Origin of the sequence: Nonomuraea antri (genome assembly GCF_013283785.1) — a bacterium.
In the GTDB taxonomy this organism is placed as follows: domain Bacteria; phylum Actinomycetota; class Actinomycetes; order Streptosporangiales; family Streptosporangiaceae; genus Nonomuraea; species Nonomuraea antri.
In genome coordinates this window covers 34,689-54,511 of the sequence record NZ_JABCPZ010000014.1, presented here as the reverse complement: position 1 = coordinate 54,511, position 19,823 = coordinate 34,689, and the positions used below count along the sequence as shown (strand labels likewise).

Annotated in this window: 18 protein-coding genes; 9 read left to right on the top strand and 9 right to left on the bottom strand. The window is 71.5% G+C overall.

Annotated features, from left to right (window positions below; translation table 11 throughout):
• Window positions 1-10: 10 nt before the first annotated feature.
• The 4 genes from lanKC to HII36_RS07500 all read right to left on the bottom strand — a co-directional run bounded on the left by lanKC (window position 11) and on the right by HII36_RS07500 (window position 4,533).
• On the bottom strand, window positions 11-2,560 hold the full coding sequence (gene lanKC / locus HII36_RS07515; protein WP_217369280.1) for a class III lanthionine synthetase LanKC: 2,550 nt from the start codon (window positions 2,558-2,560) through the stop codon (window positions 11-13).
• A 10-nt stretch (window positions 2,561-2,570) separates the two neighbouring features.
• The gene (locus tag HII36_RS56375) at window positions 2,571-3,179 is read right to left on the bottom strand and encodes a flavoprotein (RefSeq protein WP_328807624.1); all 609 of its coding nucleotides are present in this window, start codon (window positions 3,177-3,179) and stop codon (window positions 2,571-2,573) included.
• Window positions 3,176-3,787, bottom strand: coding sequence for a GNAT family N-acetyltransferase (locus HII36_RS56370; protein ID WP_173522338.1), 612 nt, complete (start codon window positions 3,785-3,787; stop codon window positions 3,176-3,178). Before HII36_RS56370 ends, HII36_RS56375 begins: the two co-directional genes overlap by 4 nt.
• A 71-nt stretch (window positions 3,788-3,858) precedes the next feature.
• Entirely contained in the window at window positions 3,859-4,533 is a 675-nt protein-coding gene (locus tag HII36_RS07500; RefSeq protein ID WP_173522337.1) for a helix-turn-helix transcriptional regulator, read from the bottom strand.
• A 149-nt stretch (window positions 4,534-4,682) separates the two neighbouring features.
• Here HII36_RS07500 and HII36_RS55555 point away from each other — a divergent pair, with 149 nt between their 5' ends.
• From HII36_RS55555 to HII36_RS07475, 6 genes are all read left to right on the top strand, one after another.
• The gene (locus HII36_RS55555) at window positions 4,683-4,778 is read left to right on the top strand and encodes a class III lanthipeptide (RefSeq protein WP_217369274.1); all 96 of its coding nucleotides are present in this window, start codon (window positions 4,683-4,685) and stop codon (window positions 4,776-4,778) included.
• 279 nt (window positions 4,779-5,057) lie between these two features.
• A complete protein-coding gene (locus HII36_RS07495; RefSeq protein WP_236003265.1) occupies window positions 5,058-5,948 on the top strand; it encodes an ABC transporter ATP-binding protein in 891 nt (296 codons plus the stop codon).
• Window positions 5,949-5,965: 17 nt separating this feature from the next.
• A complete protein-coding gene (locus HII36_RS07490; protein WP_173522335.1) occupies window positions 5,966-7,129 on the top strand; it encodes an ABC transporter permease in 1,164 nt (387 codons plus the stop codon).
• Window positions 7,126-8,283, top strand: a complete 1,158-nt coding sequence (locus tag HII36_RS07485) for an ABC transporter permease (RefSeq protein WP_173522334.1) — start codon at window positions 7,126-7,128, stop codon at window positions 8,281-8,283. Before HII36_RS07490 ends, HII36_RS07485 begins: the two co-directional genes overlap by 4 nt.
• A gap of 81 nt (window positions 8,284-8,364) precedes the next feature.
• Complete coding sequence (locus tag HII36_RS07480) at window positions 8,365-9,720, top strand: nucleotide sugar dehydrogenase (RefSeq protein WP_173522333.1); 1,356 nt, start codon at window positions 8,365-8,367, stop codon at window positions 9,718-9,720.
• Between the two features lie 4 nt (window positions 9,721-9,724).
• A complete protein-coding gene (locus HII36_RS07475) occupies window positions 9,725-10,702 on the top strand; it encodes an NAD-dependent epimerase/dehydratase family protein (RefSeq protein ID WP_173522332.1) in 978 nt (325 codons plus the stop codon).
• 60 nt (window positions 10,703-10,762) lie between these two features.
• Here the strand turns inward: HII36_RS07475 and HII36_RS07470 are convergent, their stop codons facing one another.
• A complete protein-coding gene (locus tag HII36_RS07470; protein ID WP_173522331.1) occupies window positions 10,763-11,869 on the bottom strand; it encodes a DegT/DnrJ/EryC1/StrS family aminotransferase in 1,107 nt (368 codons plus the stop codon).
• Window positions 11,866-12,285, bottom strand: coding sequence for a sugar 3,4-ketoisomerase (locus tag HII36_RS07465; RefSeq protein ID WP_328807623.1), 420 nt, complete (start codon window positions 12,283-12,285; stop codon window positions 11,866-11,868). The genes HII36_RS07470 and HII36_RS07465 overlap by 4 nt, the downstream gene beginning before the upstream one ends.
• 170 nt (window positions 12,286-12,455) lie before the next feature.
• Between HII36_RS07465 and HII36_RS07460 the strand changes: the two genes are divergently transcribed.
• From HII36_RS07460 to HII36_RS07450, 3 genes are read left to right on the top strand one after another with little or no spacing between them, the layout of a single operon-like run.
• Window positions 12,456-13,889: an NDP-hexose 2,3-dehydratase family protein gene (locus HII36_RS07460; RefSeq protein WP_173522329.1), complete on the top strand. Its 1,434-nt coding sequence runs from the start codon at window positions 12,456-12,458 to the stop codon at window positions 13,887-13,889.
• Window positions 13,886-14,854, top strand: coding sequence for a Gfo/Idh/MocA family protein (locus tag HII36_RS07455; protein WP_328807622.1), 969 nt, complete (start codon window positions 13,886-13,888; stop codon window positions 14,852-14,854). Before HII36_RS07460 ends, HII36_RS07455 begins: the two co-directional genes overlap by 4 nt.
• A 20-nt stretch (window positions 14,855-14,874) precedes the next feature.
• A complete protein-coding gene (locus HII36_RS07450) occupies window positions 14,875-16,101 on the top strand; it encodes a class I SAM-dependent methyltransferase (RefSeq protein ID WP_173522328.1) in 1,227 nt (408 codons plus the stop codon).
• A 59-nt stretch (window positions 16,102-16,160) separates the two neighbouring features.
• Here HII36_RS07450 and HII36_RS07445 read toward each other — a convergent pair whose 3' ends face one another.
• From HII36_RS07445 to HII36_RS07435, 3 genes are read right to left on the bottom strand one after another with little or no spacing between them, the layout of a single operon-like run.
• Window positions 16,161-17,411, bottom strand: a complete 1,251-nt coding sequence (locus HII36_RS07445) for an activator-dependent family glycosyltransferase (protein WP_173522327.1) — start codon at window positions 17,409-17,411, stop codon at window positions 16,161-16,163.
• Between the two features lie 8 nt (window positions 17,412-17,419).
• On the bottom strand, window positions 17,420-18,697 hold the full coding sequence (locus HII36_RS07440; RefSeq protein WP_173522326.1) for an activator-dependent family glycosyltransferase: 1,278 nt from the start codon (window positions 18,695-18,697) through the stop codon (window positions 17,420-17,422).
• Complete coding sequence (locus tag HII36_RS07435; RefSeq protein WP_173522325.1) at window positions 18,697-19,806, bottom strand: DegT/DnrJ/EryC1/StrS family aminotransferase; 1,110 nt, start codon at window positions 19,804-19,806, stop codon at window positions 18,697-18,699. Before HII36_RS07435 ends, HII36_RS07440 begins: the two co-directional genes overlap by 1 nt.
• Window positions 19,807-19,823: the final 17 nt, after the last annotated feature.

Genomic DNA, 19,823 nt, shown 5'->3' with positions numbered 1-19,823 from the left:
GCGCGCACGGTCAGCCCGCCGGGGCGAGGAACGGCAGCGCGGGCGCGCCGTCGGCGAGGGCGAGCAGGACGCCGGCGGCCCCGGTGGCCAGGTCGGCGGAGAGCCGGTAGCCCTGGTTGCCGGGAACGGCCAGGTGCCCGTGCAGTTCGACGGCGTGCCAGGTGAGCACCTCACGGTGCCGTTCCAGCTCCGCCTCGCCGGGGCGGTGGTGACGCAGGCGGCCGAGGGTGAGCAGGTGGCCGCTCTTGCCGCGGAACAGGTCCGCCTGCACGGTCAGCCGGGTGGCGCAGGCCCGCAGGAGCGCGGGCAGGCTCTCGCGCGCCCGGTCGTCGTCGGTGTGCGTGAGCAACTCGTCGGCCACCAGCGCGATGCCCGCGCTGCCGGTCTCCAGGTACGGCAGCAGCCGCACCCCGCCGTCCGCGGCCACCAGGGCGCCGCGCGCGTTCGTCACGCAGGCGTCGAGGTCGCGGTGCAGCGCGCGGACGGCCAGGTCGAGGTGGCCGCGTTCGCCGGTCCGCTCGTACAGGCGCAGGAAGAACAGGCTGACGCCCGACCAGCCGCGCATCAGCCCGGGAGGCGGCGACTTGGGCCGGCCTGCCGGCTGGGCCGCCGCGTGGCCCGCGCTCGGGTCGCCGCGCTCCACGGCGGCGGCCAGGCGCTCGGCGACGCCCAGCGCCGACTGCCGCAGCTCCGGCTCGTCCCATCGGGCGCTCAGGTGCAGCAGTGCCGCGCCGATCCCGGACAGCCCGCTGTGCAGGGAGACGCCGAGCCGCTCCGGCACGGGATGGCGGTCGAGCAGCTCGGCCGCCTGCTCCGGGTGGCCCAGGTGGTCGAGCGCGTACGCCAGGCCGGCGACGCCGTCGTAGAAGCCGGGGTGGGGGAACTCCATCCGCGGGATCGCCCGCAGCAGCCACCGTTCGCAGGTCTCGTGCCTGCCGTGCCCGGTCACGTCGAGCGCCCACAGCACCCCGGCCGCGCCGTAGCCGAAGGACAGGCCGCCGGTGGCGAACTGCTGGATGTCGCCGGGGAAGAGCCGGTCCGTGCGCTCCGGCGTGGCGACGTGGAGAATGCCCTGCGCGAGCCGCTTGGTCACCGACGCCCAGGGCACCGGACGGGACTCCAACTCGTCGCGCCGGTCGTCGGGGCCGCCCGGCGCCAGCTCGCGCAGGATCGTCTCCGTCCAGCCCGGCGGGAGCGGGAACAGCTCGGCGGCCAGGCGGGTGAGCGGGAAGACCTTCTCCGGCCGCAGCGCGCAGATCTTGGCGAACGGCAGGAAGATCGCCAGCATGATCATGGAGAGCGCGTGCCTGTCGAGCGCGAAGCCCTCCTTGTCCCGGCCCGCGTACCCCATCGCGCCGAGCCCGGGCCGCCAGGGGGTGCCCGAGGGCTCGAAGGCGAGCTCGAAGTCGACCAGCGCCGCCCCGCCTTCCGGCGTGACCATGACGTTGCCCAGGTGCAGGTCGCCGAAGACCACGCCGCGCTCGTGCAGTGCGGCGACGAGCGCGGTCAGCGACTCGACGATCCCGGCCGCGGTGTCCGTGTAGGCGGCCAGTTCGTCCGCGGTGGGCTCCGCGCTGGTCACCCAGGGATGGTTGACGCCGATCCACACGGCCAGCGGTTCGCCCTCGACGTACTCCTGGGCCAGGAAGTGGTGCCCGCCCATGACGAACTCGTCGTAGAGCTCGGGCACGCCCTCGATCCCGGCCGCCCGGCGCAGGGCCCAGCACTCGGCCCTGAGCCGGGCGACCGCGTCCAGGTGGTTGTTGTCCACGGCCGTGTGCGGCCTGGCCTCCTTCAGCACCACGCGGCGGCCGTCGGCCCGCCGGGTGGCCACGTACACGCCGCCCGCGTTGGAGAAGTGCAGGGCCCGCTCGACCACGTACGGCGCGGGACCGTCCGGCCCGGCCGCGCGGGCGGCCACGTGCGGGCCGAGCACGGCGGGGACGGGCGCCCAGTCGGGCGGTGAGAAGTACGCCCGGCGGTGGTCGGGGACGAGCGTGCCGTCGGGACGCCTGACGCCCATGGTCAGCTCGCCGGCCTCGTCCACGCAGCGCATCCGGACGAACGCGCCGAACCGCACGTAGAGCGGGCCCTCGCCGATGCGCACGTCGCTGAGCACGTACGGGCCCCGCTCGCCCGCCGTCAGCGCGGCCAGCTCGGTGACGACGCTCTCGAACCGCTCCTCGTCCGGATAGATGGTGATCAGCTTCCCGCTGTTGCCGCGCGGGGTGTACTTGGCGTTGAACGCCAGCAACATGTTGCGGTTCAGCAGGTGCTTGAACGGGATCCCGCGCGCCACGCAGTAGTCCCACACGATCGTGCAGAGCCGGTCGGCGTTCTCCAGCGTGGCCGAGACATGGATCTTCCAGCCCTGCGCCGGGTAGGGGTGTCCGGCCGGCTCGACGGTCGTCCACACCGTGTGCCGCCTGCGCGCCCAGCCTTCGGGCACCGGCCGGGCGGAGACCTCGAACTCGGCGTCGGCCAGGAACCCGGCGCCGCTCGACCACCGGGTGACGTCGTCGTAGAAGAGCGGATCCGCTCGCGTGTAGAACTGCGCCATGTCGTTCACGTCACACGACCTCCGCTGACGGGGCGGCCAGGCTCGCGCGCAGCCCCTCGATGAGTTCCAGCAACGTCCAGAGCGGGCTGGAGCCGGCCGCGTCGCTTCGTCCCGTGGTGGCGCTGCGCGCGGGCACGGTCGGCGCGATCACCACGTTGGGCCGGCTCGCCAGCGTGTCCAGGTGCGCGCGGAAGATGGGATTGTCCAGCGCGCCCGGCGGCAGGGACGGCGCGATGCCGATGGGCGCCGCGGTGCACTGCAGCGCCAGCAGCGTGGGCGTGTCCGCGAGCCCGAGCGCCAGACGGGAGACGTAGTTCATGCAGGCCGGGTAGACCGCGATCGCGTCGCTCCACTCGGCCAGCTCGACGTGCGCCGCCTCCGGCCGCGGCTCGTCCGGCCAGCGGTCGACGCCGACCTCGCCGCGCATCAGCACGCTCAGCGCGTGCCTGCTGACGAACCGCTCGGCGCTGCTCGTCAGCACCAGGCGCACCTCGAGCTCCCGGTACGAGGTGGCCAGCCAGGTCAGCCAGGAGGGGAGGTTCATGGCCGCGATGGCGCCCGTGCCCACCAGCAGCAGCCGGCGGGCCCGGAACTCGGGCACCGGCCGGTTCCTGGTCACTTGCGGTTCCCGCTGAGCCACTTGACGCTCTCCACGACGTACTGCCAGGCCGTCGGCCTGTACTCGTCCTCGGGCTCGGCGGCCGGGCGGCCGAGCATGCGGTCGAGCAGCGGGCCGCTCTGCTCCTCCCACACCCGGCGGTGCAGCGCGTAGATGTAGACGGTCCACAGCCGGCCGCGGAAGTAGAGGTGGTCGGGCAGCGCCGCCTCGTACGGCAGGTTGCCCACGCCCAGCCGTTCCAGGCTGGCCTCGGTGGTGGAGAAGTAGATCTTCCGCAGCTCGCTCCATTTGGCGAACGCGTAGTTCACCAGCAGGATCATCGCCTCGCCGCCGATCCCGTAACCGGCCTTGGCCGGATCGGTGAAGATGCCCATCTGGACGTGCCCGGCGGGATCGGGGCTGTGCAGGTTCGCGTAGCCGACGACCTGGCCGGTCCGGCACGCGTGCACGCTGAAGTAGTCGCCCGCGTCGAAGGAGGCGAGAAACGCCTCCCTGCTGGGCATCGAGTGCAGGCCGAGATCCAGCAGGAGGTCGTAGAGGGCGGTTCCGTCCGAGACGTCCGCCGGCACCAGTTTCGTTCTCGGAGTCTCGACGATGAGATCTGGCATCGGCCTTCCCATTTTCTTCGGCAAATATTTACGGCCCAAGTCCAGGCGAATTCCATAGTGCACGCCGCACATTAGATTTCTGATTCTCGGGCGTCAATACGGGCCTTATTCGAGGTGCTGCCGTTCGTCTCGCCGGCGGGACGGGGCAGCCAGCCGAGCTGCTGCGCGCACAGTGCCAGCTGAAAACGGCTGGCCGCCCGGGAAAGCTTCATCAGCGTATTGACCTCACGGCGCACCGTCCGCTCGCCGAGATTCAGCCTGGCCGCGATGGCCGCGTCGGTCAGCCCTTCGGCCAGCAGCCCGAGTATCGTCGCGCCCCGGTGCGTCAGCCCGGCCGCGTGCGTCTGCCGCGCCGGTGCCGCGACCGTCCACAGCAGGTCGAACAGCAGGTCGAGGCTGGACAGGTGGAGCTCGTCCGTCACCACCACCGCGCCGGCGTCGGCCACGCCGACCACCGCCACCTCCGCCGCGCCGAGCAACATCGACACCGGGGCGGAGGCGAGCAGCCGGACGCGCGAGGCCGGAACGCGCAGGTCGGCCGGCTCGCCCTGGGCCTGCACGACCCCGGCCGCGTGGTGCGGCGCGTCGGCGGCCCGCACCAGGTGGCCGGTGATGAGGCGGCCCAGCGGATCGTCGGCCAGGACGACGCGGTAAGCCCGGTGCTCGCCCCTGACCAATCGTCTGATCAGCCGGTGCAGTTCCGCGGTGGTGGTGACGGACCGGTCCTTGCTGAAATTCGACCGCATATCAAAAAGCATGCCTCAATTGCCGTGGCCGCTTTAGGTCACCGCGTTGCCCGGTCTCCGTCCGGTCGCTTACTTTCGGCGCCGAGGTCGAAAGGCGAATTAACCGTCGCCGGCGGCCGTCCGGACGAGAACGAAAAGGAGGTGTCACGATGGAACTGGCGAACATCCTCGAACTGCAGAAGCTGGAGAGCGCTCCCGAGTACGACGAGCTCCCGGGTAGTGGCGCGAGCACCATTACCTGCTAATAGACCGTTCGTCGCGGGGGCGTCGCGCCGGCGCCCCCGCGGCGAACGCGCTCGCCGATCAACCGAGGGGCGGCGGCGCCGATCCGGCCGTGCGGACCGGTCCGGGGCCGCCGCCCTTACGCGAGCCCGCAGGCCCTGGCCGGACGCCGCTCGCGAAAAGCGTGACCCGATCGAATGCCGAGCCCCGGGACTGGACAGTTGACAGCCGCCCGTGCTCAGCTTGAACGTGTGAGTGATGTCGTTCTCGCATGTGCGGGATTACGCAAACAATTTGGCTCGATGCTGGCCGTCGACGGCATTGGTTTCACGATTGCCGAAGGTGAGACGTACGGTCTGCTCGGCCCCAACGGGGCAGGCAAGACGACCACGATCTCGATGATCGTCGGAATTCTTGAATGCGATTCGGGCGAAGTGACGATCGACGGCAGGGCGCATTCCACCAAAAGTGTCGCCACCAAATCGCTCATCGGATTCGTGCCCCAGGATCTCGCCCTTTATCCCGACCTCACCGCCCGGGAGAACCTGCGCTTCTTCGGCCGGCTCTACGGCCTGCGCGGTTCCGCACTGAAGGCCAAGGTCGACGAGGTGCTGGAGGTCGTGGGCCTCACCGACCGCGCGGCCGAGCCTTCGGGCAAGTTCTCCGGCGGCATGATGCGGCGGCTCAACATCGGGGTCGGGCTGCTGAACCGGCCCAGGGTGCTCATTCTGGACGAGCCCACCGCGGGCGTCGACCCGCAGAGCCGCAACGCGATACTCGAGAGCGTGGGCCGCCTGGCCGACGAGGGCGTCGCCGTCCTGTTCACCACGCACTACATGGAAGAGGCCGAGCGGTTGTGCGACCGCGTGGGCATCGTGGACCGCGGCAAACTCGTCGCCGAGGGCACCCGCAGGGAGCTGGTCGCGCTGGTGGAGGAGCAGGGCAGGATCGTGCTCAGGGTGGACGGCGATCCGGCGTCGGCCGTGCGGGCGCTGCGGACCCTGCCCAAGATCCAGCAGGTGAGCACCGGTGACGGCGCGGTGGAACTGCTCGTCGCCGACGCGGGGGAGCGGCTCCCGTCGATCCTGCAGACCACCGCGCAGGCGGGGCTCACGGTGCGCTCGGTCGAGGTTCGCGAGCCGGACCTCGAATCGGTCTTCCTGCACCTCACCGGCCGGGCGCTGCGGGACTGATCGCCATGAAGCCGGCCGTGTGGATCATTCTGCTCAAGGACCTGCGCCAGCGCGCGGTCGACAGCACCCTCGTGGTCTTCGCCCTCGTCCTGCCGCTGGGCATGGCCTTCGTGCTCAATCTCGTGCTCGGTGGCGGCGGCGCCTCGCTCAAGGCGACGTACGCGGTGGTCAACGCCGACACGGGACCCGTCGGCAAGGGCTTCGTCGCCGGCGTGCTCAAGCCACTCGAGGGCAGCGCCGATCTCACCGTTCGCGAGCTGCCGACGGCCGAGGCCGCCCAGCGCGCCGTGAACGCCGGTGAGGTGGACGCCGCCTTCCTGGTCCCGCCCGACCTGTCGGCGAACCTGGCGCAGGGCCGCCAGAGCGTCATCCAGGTGATCGGCTCCGCGCGCTCGCCCATCGCGGTGCAGGTGGCCAGGGAGGTCACGGAGTTCTTCGCGGCCGACCTGACCTCGGTCGAGCGGGCGGTGGTGCTGGTGGCCGGCGACCGGCCGACGGCCGAGCAGCGCGCCGCGCTCGCCTCCCGCGCGCAGAACCTGCCGCCGCCGGTGGTGCTGTCCGACGACGGCTCGGCCGCGCACCGCGAGCTGGACACCACCACGTTCTACGCGGCGGGCATGGCGATGTTCTTCCTGTTCTTCGCCGTGCTGTTCAACGTGGCCAGCATCTTCGAGGAGAGACGCACCGGGACGCTGTCCCGCCTGCTGGCCGCGCCCATCGGCCGGCGCGGCATCATCGGCGCCAAGCTGCTGAGCGGCGTGATCGTCGGGGTGGTGAGCATCAGCGTCCTGGTCGTGGCCACGAGCGTGCTGCTCGGCGCCCGCTGGGGCGATCCGCTCGGGGTGGCCGCGCTGGTGATCGCGGCCGTGCTCGCCGCCAACGGGGTCATGGTCGCGGTGGTGACGTTCGCCCGCTCGGCCGAGCAGGCCTCCAACTGGCAGTCCGTGGTCGCGATGGTGCTCGGGACCTTCGGCGGGGTGTTCTTCCCCGTCGCCCAGCTCGGCGACCTGGCCGCGTTCAGATTCCTCACCCCGCACGGCTGGTTCATGTCCGGCATGGCCGACCTGGCCGGCGGCGGCTCCGTCGACGTGGTGCTCCTGCCGGTGGCCGCCCTGCTGGGCTTCGCGGTGCTGGGCGGGGGCGTGGCGATGTTCCGGATCGGAAGGATCCTCCAGCTATGAAGGTCGTCACGATCGCCCTGGTCAACCTGCGCCGGGCCTTCCACGACAAGACGAACCTCTTCTTCGTGGTCGTCGCCCCGTTCATGATGATCTTCGTGCTCGGCATGATGTTCGGCGGCGGCCAGAGCCTCCAGGTGGGCATCGTGCACGGGTCGGGTCCGCTCACCGAGCGGCTGGTCAAGGCCGTGTCCGAGGGCGACAAGCTGACCCTGCGCCGGTTCGGCACCGAGGCCGAGATGCGGCTCAAGGTCGAGCGGGGCGAACTGCAGGCCGGGCTGGTCCTGCCGGCCGACTACGACGCCACGCTCGGCTCCGGCGGCCAGGCGACCATCCGGTCGCTGCTGCGTCCCGCCGACCTCAAGGCGCTGGACGTGGGCGTGTGGGTGCGGGCCGTGCTGCGCGAGGAGACCGCGCTGCTGCGCGCGGCGCGGTTCGCCGAGGCCGAGGGCAAGGGCGCCTTCGCGGCCAACCTCGCGGCGGCCGAGCGTGTCACGGTGAACGGGGTGGACGTCCAGGTCACCACGACGGGGCGGGCGCCCTTCCCGGCCGGGTTCAACTCCTTCTCCGTCTCGGCCCCGCCGCTGCTGCTCATGTTCACCTTCCTCACCGCGCTGACGACCGCGCTCGGCATTATTGAGACGCGTGCCCTGGGCATCTCCCGCCGGATGTACGCGGGCCCGACCCCGCTGCGCACGATGGTGGGCGGAGAGGCGCTCGGGCGCATCCTCATCGCGCTCTGCCAGGGGCTGCTCGTCATGTTCGGCTCGGCGGTGCTGTTCGGCGTGAACTGGGGCGACCCCCTCGGCGCCGCGCTGCTCATGGTGCTGTTCGCGATCGTCGGCGGCGGCGCGGCCCTGATCGTCGGCTCGCTCTTCAGCCTTCCCGGGCAGGCCACCTCGGCCGCGATGGTGCTGGGCATGGGGCTGGCGGCCCTGGGCGGCACGATGGTGCCGCTGGAGGCGTTCGGGGAGACGATGCGGGTGGTCGCCCACCTCACCCCGCACGCCTGGGCCGTGGAGGCGTTCACGGAGCTGGTACGCGAAGGCGGCGCGGTGCTCGACATCCTGCCGCAGCTGGCGATCCTGGCCGGCTACGCCCTGGTGCTGTTCACGCTGGGGCTGTGGCTGCTGCGCCGGGCCCTGGTCCGGCCGTAGGGGCCTGGTTAGGGGTTCACCCCGGTTGCCCCGTCCACAAGCATCGATCTTGATGGATCGGATCGGGCGGGTGGAGCTGACATGCGATTCTTGCGCGACGAGGTGAACACTACGGCGGCGGTGCTCGGACTCGGCTACGTCGGGTCGTGCGTCGCCGCCGTCCTGGCGGACAACGGGATGCGCGTCATCGGGATCGACACCGATGCCTCCCTGGTGGCCGAGCTGCGGGAGGGGCGGTGCCGCTTCCAGGAGAGCGGGCTGCCGGAACTGGTCTCCGCGGTACGGCGGAGCGACCGGCTCCAGGTCACCACCGACTACGGGCGGGTGGCCGAGGCCGACGTGGTGATCGTGGCCGTGGGCACCCCGGTCCGCGACCGGGGCGTCCTGGTGGACACGCAGCTGCGTACCGCGTGCGAGGAGCTGAGCAGGCACCTCGTCCCCGGCCAGCTGCTCATCTTCAAGAGCACGGTGCCGCCGGGGACGACCCGCGACCTGATCGTCCCGCTGATCGAGCGCGGCGGCCTGACCTGCGGGACGGACGTCGGCCTCTGCTTCAGCCCCGAGCGGCTGTCGGAGGGCGACGCGCTGCGCGAGCTGCGCAGCTTCCCGATCGTGGTGGGCGGCTGGTGCGCCGACAGCGCGGCCGCCGCGGACCGGTTCTGGCGCGCCGGACTCGGCGTGGAGGTGCTGACCGTCGACTCGCTCGAAGCCGCCGAGATGGTCAAGCTGGCCGACAACTGGTGGATCGACCACAACATCGCCATGGCCAACGAGCTGGCCACGCTCTGCGCCGCGCTGGAGGTGGACGTCCTGGACATCATCGCGGCGGCGAACACCATCCCCAAGGGCAACGGCAACGTGAACATCCTGCTGCCCAGCGTCGGCGTCGGCGGATCGTGCCTGACCAAGGACCCGTGGATGGTCTGGCAGGCGGCCAGGCAGCGCGGCGTGGACGTCCGCACCATCCCGGTGACCAGACAGGTGAACGACTCCATGCCCGGCTACACGGCCGCGCTCATCGCCGAGGAACTGGGCAGGCTCGGCAAGCCCGTCGCCGGCGCCAAGGTGGCCGTGCTGGGGCTGGCGTTCAAGAACAACACCGGTGACCTGCGCGCCACCCCCACCAGGCCGGTGGTGTCCGCGCTGCGTGAGTCGGGTGCCGAGGTGGCCGTCTACGACCCGCTGGCCGGACCCGACGAGGTGGACAAGCTCTTCGGCCTGCGCCTGGCGGACTCCGTGGCCGACGCGGTGCGCGACGCCGACTGCGTGGCGCTGCTGGCCTGGCACGAGGCGTTCGCCGACCTGGACTTCGCCGAGCTGCGGCGGCAGGTGTCGGCCGGCTCGTGCGTGGTGATCGACGGACGGGCGTACCTGTCGCGCGAGCGCATCGCCCGGCTGCGCGAGCTGGGCTTCACCTACCGCGGGATCGGGAGGTAGGACGATGGCCAGAGTCGTGGTGACAGGGGGATTCGGCTTCCTCGGCGGGCACCTCGCCGACGCGCTGGTCCGGCAGGGCGACGACGTCCTCGTCTACGACAGCGGGGAACCGGCCCCCGACCAGGCCGAGGTACGGCGGCTGCGCGGCGACGTCCGCGACCGTGACCGGCTGGCCGAGGCGATCACCGAGGGCGTGGACGTGGTCTACCACCTGGCCGCCGTGGTCGGGGTGGACCGGTACCTGGACCGGCCGCTCGACGTCATCGACATCAACTTCGAAGGCACGCGCAACGTGCTCGAACTGGCCGCGCGGGCCGGCGCGCGGGTGCTCGCGGCCAGCACCAGCGAGATCTTCGGCAAGAACCCGGAGGTCCCGTGGGCCGAGGACGCCGACCGGCTGCTCGGCTCCACGGCGACCGACCGGTGGAGCTACTCCTCCAGCAAGGCGCTGGCCGAGCACCTGGTCTTCGCCTACGCGCGCCAGCACAGGCTGCCGGCCACGATCGTGCGTTACTTCAACGTCTACGGGCCGCGCCAGCGCCCCGCCTTCGTGATCAGCCGCACGCTGCACCGCGCCCTGCGCGGGCTGCCCCCCGTGCGCTACGACGACGGCCTGCAGACCAGGTGCTTCACCTACGTCGACGACGCCGTGGCGGCGACCCTGCTGGCGGCGCGGAGCGAGCGGGCGATCGGCGAGTGCTTCAACGTGGGCAGCACCGCGGAGACCACCGTCAAGGAGGCCATCGACCTGGTCACGGAGGTGGCCGGGCCGAGCGGGCCCGCCGCGGTGTCCGTGGACACCGGGGCCCGCCTGGGCGCCCGCTACCAGGATCTGCCCCGGCGCGTGCCCGACACCCGCAAGGCGGCCGGCGTCCTGGGCTGGCACTGCGCGACCGGCCTGCGCGACGGCCTGGCCAGGACCGTCGCCTGGGCCAGGGCGAACCCGTGGTGGCTGGCCCAGGACGACAGCGGCACGTCCTGACTCACCGGCCGGGGGCAGCCGCGCGAACGGCCCGACGCAAGGCCCGACGCACGGCCTGATTCAGCGGCCGGGGACGGCCGCCCGCACGGCCGCGACGACGGCCGCGGCCTGCGCGGCGGTCACGTGCGGGCCCATCGGCAGGCTCAGCACCTGCTCGGCCAGGCGCTCGGCCGCCGGCAGCGAGCCCGGGCCCAGGCCGAGGTCGGCGTAGCAGGGCGAACGATGCGCGGCGACCGGGTAGTGGATGAGCGTGCCGATCCCGAGCTCGCCCAGCCGTGCCTGCACCCGGTCGCGCTTGGCGCAGCGCACCACGAACAGGTGCCAGACGTGCGTGGACCAGGGCGCCGGGGTGGGCAGGGTCAAGCCGTCCAGGCCGGCCAGCTCGGCGAGATAGCGCTCGGCGGTGGCCCGCCGCCTGGCGTTCCACTCCTCCAGCCGGGTCAGCTTGACCCGGAGCACGGCGGCCTGGATCTCGTCCAGGCGCGCGTTCTCGCCCTTGATCTCGTGCCGGTACTTCACCCGCGAGCCGTAGCTGCGCAGCAGCCGGACCCGCTCGGCCAGATCGGGGTCGGCGGTCACCACGGCGCCGCCGTCGCCGAGCGCGCCCAGGTTCTTGCCCGGGTAGAAGCTGAAGGCGGCGGTGCCGGTCGAGCCGACGCGCCGGCCGCGCAGGCCGGCGCCGTGGGCCTGGGCGGCGTCCTGCAGGACGCGCAGGCCGTGCGCGGCCGCGATCTCGTCGATGGCGTCGAGGTCCGCGGGCTGGCCGTACAGGTGCACCGGCATGATCACCTTGGTCCGCGGCGTGATCGCGTCCTGGACGCGTTCCGGGTTCAGGGTGAGCGTGCGCGGCTCCGGCTCCACCGGCACCACGCGGGCGCCCGTCGCGGTCACCGCCAGCCAGCTCGCGATGAACGTGTGCGAGGGCACGATCACCTCGTCGCCCGGGCCCACCTCCATCGCGCGCAGGGCCAGTTCGAGCGCGGCGCCGCCGCTGCCGACCGTCACGCAGTGCGCGGCCCCGCAGTAGGCGGCGAACTCCGACTCGAACGCCTCGGTCTCCGGCCCGAGCAGGTACCAGCCGGAGTCGAGCACCCGGTTCACCGCGTCGTTCAGCTCGCCGCCGAGCTCGGCGCGCGCCGCCCGGAGATCCAGGAAGGGGACCTTCATCGCAGCTCCCTGGCATCGCGCAGGAACTCCTGGTAGTCCCGGTAGTAGTCGGACTCGTCGTAGGGTTCCGACACCAGCCACAGGCCCACGGTGCCCGGCGCGTAGTTGATCATGTCGCGCCACACCATCGGGCCCATCAGCAGGCCCTTGTCCGGGCGGTCGAGCACGAACGTGGCCTGGTCGAAGCCGTCGTCCACGACGACCTCGAAGCTGCCGGCGACCGCGATGATGATCTGGCGCAGCCGCCGGTGCCCGTGCGCGCCACGGGAGACGCCGTCGGGGATGTCGTACATGTAGTACGCGCGTTTGATGTCGAAGGGGATGTCCTTACCGGACTCCACCACGCTCAACCGGCCGCGCGCGTCCTTGAACTCGGTGAGGTCGACAATGCGGCACGGCTCGATTCTGCCGACCACGTGCCGACCTGGGTAATTCGGCGAAGAATTCATCGTCCCAACGCTCTCTCGGTCGTCTCGCCAGCGGGACACACACGCTATTTATCGGTGATTGGCCGGTCAATCCTGGAATGCAATTCCTGGCCCTTTTCCGGCGGCCCTGAATATGCTGAGGCAGGGAGGTGGTGATCATGTCTAAACTTTCCGACACCCTGACCCGAGAAAATGATGGGTATCGCACGCTTCTCACCCGCTCGGCCCTGGCCGGCGAGAATTCCTTGCTGTCCACCCAGGAGATCCTTGAGTGGTTCGAGTCGCGCCGCCGCGCCGATCGCGGCGAGGTCCGACGCATTTCCCTGGACGACCTCGACGGCTGGTGTTTCGCCGAAGAAACGGGCAACCTCCAGCACCGCAGCGGCCGGTTCTTCAGCATCGAGGGGCTGCGCGTCACCGACCTGGTCGATCCGGCCGGCGGGTGGACGCAGCCCATCATCAACCAACCCGAGGTCGGCATTCTCGGTTTCCTGGCCAAGGAGCTGGGCGGCGTCATCCACGTGCTCGTGCAGGCGAAGATGGAGCCGGGCAACGTCAACGGGCTGCAGCTGTCGCCGACGGTGCAGGCCACCCACAGCAACCACACCGGCGTGCACAAGGGCGCCGCGGTGCCGTACCTGGAACATTTCCTGTCGCCGCGGCGCGGCAGCGTGCTGGTGGACGTCCTGCAGTCCGAGCACGGCGGCTGGTTCCTCGGCAAGCGCAACCGGAACATGGTCGTCCGGGTGGACGACGAGGTGCCGGTGCTCGACGGGTTCTGCTGGATGACGCTGGGCCAGCTCCAGGAGCTGCTGCACCGCGACAACCTGATCAACATGGACTCGCGCACGGTGTTGTCGTGCATCCCCTTCGCCCAGCCGACCCCCGACCTCGTGTCGGACGCCCCCGACGGCTTCCGCGGCGCGGTCCTGCGCTCCGCGGCCCAGGACGGCCCCGCCCTGCACACCATGACCGAGATCATGAGCTGGCTGACCGAGGCCCGCAGCAGGCGCGTCATCGTCCGCCGGGTGATGAACCTCGCCGACGTGGCGGGCTGGAAGCGCGCCGGCGGCCAGATCGCGCACGAGGCGGGCAGGTACTTCCGGGTCGTCGGCGTGTCCGTCCACTCCGACGGGCGCGAGGTCAGGCAGTGGACCCAGCCCCTGTTCGAGCCCACCGAGCAGGGCGTGGTCGCGCTGATCGCCAAGCGCGTCGACGGCGTGCTGCACGTGCTCGTCCAGGCCAGGCAGGAAGCGGGGCTGCTCGACGTGGTCGAGCTCGCCGCCACCGTGCAGGCCACGCCGGGCAACTACGACCAGCCGCCGCCCTACCTGCGCGAGGTGCTCGACGCGGACCCGAGCCGCATCAGGTACGACACCCTGCTGTCGGAGGAGGGCGGGCGCTTCCTGCACGCGGTGAGCCGCTACCTGCTGGTCGAGGCCGGCGACGACTTCCCGCTCGCGACGCCGCCGGAGTTCCGCTGGGTGACCCTCGGCCAGCTCACCGAGCTGGTCAGGCACAGCTGCTACGTCAACGTGCAGGCGCGGACCCTGCTGGCCTGCCTGCACGGGCTGTGGGGAGCCGTCCGGTGACCAGCGGCCCCGTGGGCATGGGGGTGATCTCGGCGGCCGACATCGCCAGGCGGCGCACCGCCCCCGCCATGGCGCGCACGGACTCCGTCCGGCTGGTGGCGGTGGCCGCCCGCGCGCCGCAGAGCGCGGCCGCGTTCGCCGGCCGGTTCGGCTGCGAACACCTGCCCGACTACGCGAGCGTGCTCGACCACCCCGACGTCGAGGCCGTCTACCTCCCGCTGCCCACCGGGCTGCGGGCCGCGTGGATCGAACGGGCCCTGCGCGCGGGCAAGCACGTGCTGTCGGAGAAGCCGCTGGCGATGAGCCACGACTCGGCACGCCATCTGATGCGGCTGGCCCGAGATCGCGGCCTGGTCCTGGTGGAGAACCTGGTCTTCCCGCTGCACGGCCAGCACCGGTTCGTGCAGGGCCTGCTCGCCGACGGCGTGATCGGCGAGCTGCGCGGCTTCGCCAGCGAGTTCGGCATCCCGCCCAGGCCGGCGGGGGACTTCAGGCACGACCCCGGGCTCGGCGGCGGCGCGCTGTTCGAGGTGGGCGTCTATCCGCTGCGGGCGGCGCAGCTGTTCCTCGGCGGCGAGCTGCGCCTGCACGGCGCCACCCTGGAGTACGACGACCACGGCGTGGACGTGGCCGGCGCGGCCCTGCTGAGCTCGGCCGACGGGGTCAGCGCCCAGCTCGGCTTCGGCTTCCGGCATGCCTACCGCAGCGGCTACACGCTGTGGGGATCGGAAGGCGTGCTCACGCTCGGCCGGGCCTTCACCCCGCCGGAGAGCCACCGGCCGGTGGTCCGCGTCGAGCGGCAGGACCACGTCGAGGAGATCACCCTGCCCGCCGACCATCAGTTCGTCAACGGGCTGGAGCTGTTCGCGCAGGCGGTCAGAGGGGGCAAGGACACCCAGGCCCTCACCGAGATCAGCCTCAGACAGGCCGCTCTGGTGGACGCGATCCGCACCGGCGCGTCCTAGTCAATTGGAAAGGAAGCACCATGGCTGACAGGCCAGGCTGTCGCGTCTGCGGCGGCGATCTCCGGCAGTTCGTCGACTTCGGCCGGCAGCCGTTGTCCGACGCCTTCCGCCTGCCCGACGCGAGCGAGGAGGAGTTCTTCTTCAGGCTCGCCGCCGGGGCCTGCGGGACGTGCTCGATGGTCCAGCTCATGGAGGAGGTCCCGCGCGATCGGATGTTCCACGCGGACTACCCCTACCTGTCGTCGGGGTCGAGCGTCATGCGCGCCCACTTCGCGGCGGTGGCCAGGCGGTTCCTGGCCACCGAGCTCACCGGCGCCGACCCGTTCATCGTGGAGCTGGGCTGCAACGACGGCGTGATGCTCGGGACGGTCGCCGCGGCCGGGATCAGGCACCTCGGAGTCGAGCCCTCGGGCGGCGTCGCCGACCAGGCCCGCGCCAAGGGGATCGAGGTGCGCAAGGACTTCTTCGAGGAGTCGACCGCGCTGGAGATCGCCGACGCCCAGGGCCGCGCCGACGTGATCTACGCGGCGAACACGCTGTGCCACATCCCGTACATGGCCTCCATCCTGAACGGGGTGCGCGCGCTGCTGAAGCCGTCGGGGGTCTTCGTGTTCGAGGACCCGTACTTCGGCGACATCATCGAGCGCACGTCCTTCGACCAGATCTACGACGAGCACTTCTACTTCTTCACGGCCACGTCGGTGTCGGCGATGGCGGCCCGCCACGGCCTGGAGCTCGTGGACGTGGAGCGGCTGCCGGTGCACGGGGGAGAGGTCCGCTACACGCTGGCGCCGGCCGGGAACAGGACCCCGTCGGCCGCGGTCGCCGCTCTGGTGGCCGAGGAGCGGCGCAGGGAGCTGACCTCGGCGGCCACGCTCGACGGCTTCGCCTCCCGGGTGGAGAAGATCCGCGGCGACCTCCTGACCCTCCTCCAGGACGCCCGCGACCAGGGCCGCAGGGTCGTGGGCTACGGCGCGACGGCCAAGAGCGCGACCGTGGCCAACTTCTGCGGCCTGGACAGCGGCCTGGTCGAGTTCGTCTGCGACACCACCGCGGCCAAGCAGGGCAGGCTGACGCCGGGCACGCACATCCCGGTGCGCCCGCCCGAGGAGTTCCGCCGCTCCTACCCCGACTACGCCCTGCTGTTCGCCTGGAACCACGCCGACGAGGTGATGGCCAAGGAGCAGGCGTTCCGCGAGGCAGGCGGGCGGTGGATCCGGTACGTGCCCGACGTCCACGTGCTCTGACCGCGAAGAAGGAGGGGGCGGTGGCCGCGGCCACCGCCCCCTCCTTCTTCGCGTTGCGGTCAGCGGCTCCGGTGACGCAGGATCGCCTCCTCGATCTGCGGGACCACGTCGCCAGGGGTGGGCATGCCGAGCGTCTCCTGCCGCAGTTCCCCGGCCCGCCGGGCGAAGGACGGCTCCTTGAGCATGCGCTGCACGCACTCCCTGACCTTGGCGCCCGTCACGTCCCTGGTGTGCATGGTCAGGCCCGCGCCCTGGTCGGCCAGCAGCTTCCCCTTCAGCGGCGCGTCGTACATGTCGGCCAGCACCAGCTGCGGCACCCCGTTGATCACGCTGGTGGAGAACGACCCGCCGCCGCCGTGGTGGATGACCACCGAGCAGCTCGGCACGAGCGCGTGCAGGGGAGCGAAGTCGACCACCCTGGCGTTGGCCGGGACCCGCTCGGGATCCACGCCCCGCAGGGTCGCCACGACCTCGACGTCCAGGTCCGAGAGCGCGTCGAGGATGTCGTACACGGGCAGCGCGTAGCCGTCGAGCCGCTCCACCGCCGCGGTGCCGAGCGTCAGGCAGACGCGGGGCCGCTGCGGCGGCAGGCGCAGCCACGGCTCCACCACGGACACCCCGTTGTACGGGATGTAGCGCACGGGCAGGTAGTCCACGCCGGTGTCGACGCGCAGCGACGGCGGCGTGTAGTCGAGCGTGAAGTGGCCGTCGGCCATGTCCGGGGTGAACCGGCCGCCGTGCTTGGCGGCCCGCAGGCCGATCCACTCGGCCAGCACGTCCTGTCCCCGCTCGCCCGGCGGCTGCTCGTCGCGCAGCCGCACGTAGTGCGACCTGATGCGGCCGAACAGGTCCAGCCCCCACAGGAAGCGGGCGTGGGCGGCGCCGCACGCCTGCGCGGCGATCGGCCCCGCGAACGTGACAGGCTCCCAGATCACCAGATCGGGCTGCCAGTGCCGGGCGAACGTGACCAGGTCGGAGATCATCGGATCGTTGACCAGCCGGCACCACCACAGGACGGCGGCCTCGAACTTCTTCTTGAGGAACTCCCAGGGCAGGTGCTCGGGATCGTCCTCGGCGAAGTCGAACTCCGACTCCTCGGCCGCCACCCGCTGGGTGATGGCGTAGACGCGGCCCAGCCCGTGGTTCTTCCCGACGGGGACGGCGGTCAGACCGGCGTGGGTGATGGTGTCGGTGAGCTCGGGCTGGCTGGCCACCCGCACCTCGTGGCCGGCGTTGTGCAGCGCCCAGGCGAGCGGCACCATGCCGATGAAGTGGGTCTTCTCCGCGTAGGAGGTGAAGAGGATACGCATGGTGCTCCTTAGCCGACCACGGCGGGAAGGCCGCGGCACTCCTCGGTGAGCCGTTCCAGTTCGCCCACCACCTGGTGCGGGTGCGGCATGGCCCGCATCTGCGCGCGCAGCCTGGCCGCCCCCTGGGCGAAGTCCGTGTCGGCGAGCAGCCGCACCACCCGGTTGCGCACGCTGTCGCCGGACACCTGGTCCTGGTCGAGCATGAGCCCGGCGCCCTCCTGCGCCAGCCGCCGCCCCAGGACCAGTTCGTCGAAGATGGCGGGCATGGTGAGCTGGGGCACCCCGTGCCGCGCCGTGGTGAAGACGGTGCCGGGCCCGCCGTGGTTGATCATCACCGTGCAGGTGGGCGCCAGCACGTCGAGCGGCACGAACGAGGCGAGCCTGACGTTGTCCGGCAGCCCGGCGGGCTCGGCGCCCGGCAGCGCGGCGACGACCTCGACGTCCAGATCGGCGAGCGCGTCGAGGATCTCACGTACGGGCAGCCCGTAGCCGCTCAGCCGCTCGATCGCGGAGGTGCCCAGCGTGATGCCGATCCTGGGCCGCTCGGGCGGCACCCGCAGCCACGGCTCCACGACCGACACCCCGTTGTACGGGACGTACCTGACCGGCACGTACGCCAGGTCCAGCGGCAGCCGCAGCGCCGGCGGCGTCGGGTCCAGGGTGAACTGGCCGCAGGTCATGTCCTCGGTGAAGCCCAGCCCGAACTTGGCCGCCCGCCGGTCCAGCCATTCGGCCAGGGTGTCCACCCGCTGATCGGGCGGCTGCCGGTCGCGTACCCGTACGTAGTGGCCGCGCATCCTGGCGAACAGGTCGACGCTCCACAGGAAGCGGGCGTGCGCGGCGCCGCAGGCCCGGGCCGCGATCGGCGCGGCGTAGGTGATGGGCTCCCAGATGACCAAATCGGGCCGCCAGGACCGGCAGAACGCGGTCAGCTCGGTGATCAGCGGATCGTTGATCACCCGCCACCACCACGGCACCACCTCGGTGCCGTAGCCCCACTTCAGGTACTCCCAGGTGAGCTTCTCCTCGCGCTCCTCCAGGAAGTCGAAGTGCTCGACCGGCTCGTCCTCCTCCGGGTCGAAGGAGTTGTAGAACTTCAGCAGCGCGCCCAGGTTGTGGTTGGTGCCCACGGGGACGGCCGACAGCCCGGCCCTGGTGATGACGTCGGTGAGCCCGGGCTGGCTGGCCACCCGCACCTCGTGGCCGGCGTTGTGCAGCGCCCAGGCCAGCGGGACCATGCTCAGGAAATGGGTCTTCTCGGCGTAGGCGGCGAACAGCACCCGCATCACAGGGCCGCCAGCACGTCGCGTAACGGCTCGATGACCTTGTCCTGCTCGCTGGGGGTCAGCGAGGGGTACATGGGCAGCGAGAAGATCTCCTTGGCGGCGGCCTCCGTGACCGGCAGGTCGCCCGTCCCGTAGCCCAGGTGCGCGAACCCGCTCATCGTGTGGATCGGCCAGGGGTAGCTGATGTTGAGCGAGATGCCGTAGGGGCGCAGCGCCTCGATGATGTCGTCCCGCCGGGGATGGCGCACCACGTAGACGTAGTGGACGTGGTCGTTGCCCGCGGCCGTCGCCGGGAGCACGAGGTCGGTGTCGGCCAGCGCCCGCGCGTAGCGTTCGGCCACCGCGCGCCGCCCGGCCAGGTACGAGTCCAGCCTGCGCAGCTTGCGCCGCAGGATCTCGGCGTGCACCTCGTCCAGCCGGCTGTTGTGGCCGGGCGTCTGCACGACGTAGTACTTGTCCTCCATGCCGTAGTAGCGCAGCCGGCGCAGGGCGGCGTCCACCTGGGCGTCGGCGGTGATGGTCGCCCCGCCGTCGCCGTAGGTGCCCAGCACCTTGGTCGGGTAGAAGGAGAAGGCCGCCGCGTGGCCGAAGGAGCCGGCGATGCGCCCGTGGTGCCGCGCGCCGTGCGCCTGCGCGCAGTCCTCCAGCACGACCAGCCCGTACTCGGCGGCCAGGGTCAGCAGCGGTCGCATGTCGACGCACTGGCCGTAGAGGTGGACCGGGAGCAGACATCGCGTGCGCTCGGTGATGACCGACTCCACCTGGCTCACGTCCATCAGGTAGGTGTCGGGCCGGACGTCCACGAAGACGGGCACGGCGCCCACGGCGTCGATGGCCACCACCGTGGGGGCGGCCGTGTTCGACACGGTGATCACCTCGTCGCCCGGCCCGACGCCCAGGGCGCGCAGGCCGAGCACGATGGCGTTGGTGCCGTTGTCCACGCCCACGCAGTGGCCGACCCCGTGGTGCGCGGCGAAGTCGGCCTCGAAGGCACGCACGCTCTCGCCGAGCACCAACTGGCCGGAGCGGAAGACCGTGTCGACGGCGTCGAGGATGTCCTCCCGCTCGGCCTCGTACTCACTCAGGTAATCCCAGACGTATTGCGTCATGTTGAGCGTCACCTCCA

What these genes read in the sequence shown, in the direction of transcription:
- lanKC (WP_217369280.1), bottom strand. Translation starts at nt 2,560, where the DNA reads ATGGCGCAGTTCTACACGCGAGCGGATCCGCTCTTCTACGACGACGTC.
- HII36_RS56370 (WP_173522338.1), bottom strand. Translation starts at nt 3,787, where the DNA reads ATGCCAGATCTCATCGTCGAGACTCCGAGAACGAAACTGGTGCCGGCG.
- HII36_RS07500 (WP_173522337.1), bottom strand. Translation starts at nt 4,533, where the DNA reads ATGCGGTCGAATTTCAGCAAGGACCGGTCCGTCACCACCACCGCGGAA.
- HII36_RS55555 (WP_217369274.1), top strand. Translation starts at nt 4,683, where the DNA reads ATGGAACTGGCGAACATCCTCGAACTGCAGAAGCTGGAGAGCGCTCCC.
- HII36_RS07495 (WP_236003265.1), top strand. Translation starts at nt 5,058, where the DNA reads ATGCTGGCCGTCGACGGCATTGGTTTCACGATTGCCGAAGGTGAGACG.
- HII36_RS07485 (WP_173522334.1), top strand. Translation starts at nt 7,126, where the DNA reads ATGAAGGTCGTCACGATCGCCCTGGTCAACCTGCGCCGGGCCTTCCAC.
- HII36_RS07480 (WP_173522333.1), top strand. Translation starts at nt 8,365, where the DNA reads ATGCGATTCTTGCGCGACGAGGTGAACACTACGGCGGCGGTGCTCGGA.
- HII36_RS07475 (WP_173522332.1), top strand. Translation starts at nt 9,725, where the DNA reads ATGGCCAGAGTCGTGGTGACAGGGGGATTCGGCTTCCTCGGCGGGCAC.
- HII36_RS07470 (WP_173522331.1), bottom strand. Translation starts at nt 11,869, where the DNA reads ATGAAGGTCCCCTTCCTGGATCTCCGGGCGGCGCGCGCCGAGCTCGGC.
- HII36_RS07460 (WP_173522329.1), top strand. Translation starts at nt 12,456, where the DNA reads ATGTCTAAACTTTCCGACACCCTGACCCGAGAAAATGATGGGTATCGC.
- HII36_RS07450 (WP_173522328.1), top strand. Translation starts at nt 14,875, where the DNA reads ATGGCTGACAGGCCAGGCTGTCGCGTCTGCGGCGGCGATCTCCGGCAG.
- HII36_RS07445 (WP_173522327.1), bottom strand. Translation starts at nt 17,411, where the DNA reads ATGCGTATCCTCTTCACCTCCTACGCGGAGAAGACCCACTTCATCGGC.
- HII36_RS07440 (WP_173522326.1), bottom strand. Translation starts at nt 18,697, where the DNA reads ATGCGGGTGCTGTTCGCCGCCTACGCCGAGAAGACCCATTTCCTGAGC.
- HII36_RS07435 (WP_173522325.1), bottom strand. Translation starts at nt 19,806, where the DNA reads ATGACGCAATACGTCTGGGATTACCTGAGTGAGTACGAGGCCGAGCGG.